The 641-nt window shown below is 34.2% G+C and carries 1 protein-coding gene and 1 pseudogene; both read left to right on the forward strand.

Annotated features, from left to right (window positions below; all coding sequences use genetic code 11):
* Nucleotides 1-174 (forward strand): annotated as a pseudogene (locus tag IDG60_RS19795) (L-lactate dehydrogenase); the annotation flags it as partial.
* Nucleotides 175-451: 277 nt separating this feature from the next.
* Nucleotides 452-641: acetolactate decarboxylase (locus IDG60_RS19800; RefSeq protein ID WP_206161101.1), on the forward strand; the 190-nt coding region annotated here is incomplete at its 3' end.

Here is a 641-nt window from a genome sequence, read left to right on the forward strand (position 1 = left end):
CAATATGGTGGTCACAAAGGCGTTTACCTAGGTGTACCAACATTAGTTAACCAACATGGCGCAGTTAAAATTTATGAAATGCCATTAAGTGCCGAAGAACAAGCGTTGTTCGATAAATCTGTTAAAACATTAGAAGATACATTTGATTCAATTAAATATTTATTAGAAGACTAAGCCTATTTTAAGTATTAATTAGAAATATATTAATGGTAAGAGGATCTATTAGTGTTGCAGTAACACGTGGCACTGATAGGTCCATTTTTTTAGCAAGCATTGATAGAGGCAATACTTTTGCGTAAAATAATAATTGAATAAAGTATTATGACTCGTGAAAATTTAGTGACATGAATAAAAATGTTGAGGCGTCATTGAGTATAAAGGAAAGTAGTTCTGCATTAATCACGAAGTAGAGCATGACAACGAGGAATAACTATAGGGAGATGGTTTTGGAATGACGAATGTCTTGTATCAACATGGTACATTAGGTACGTTAATGGCTGGCTTACTAGAAGGCACAGCTACAATTAATGAATTGTTAGAACATGGGAATTTAGGGATTGCAACGTTAACAGGGTCTGATGGCGAAGTAATATTTTTAGACGGGAAGGCATATCATGCTAACGAGCATAAAGAATTTATAG

It is taken from the genome of Staphylococcus sp. EG-SA-2 (assembly GCF_017152085.1).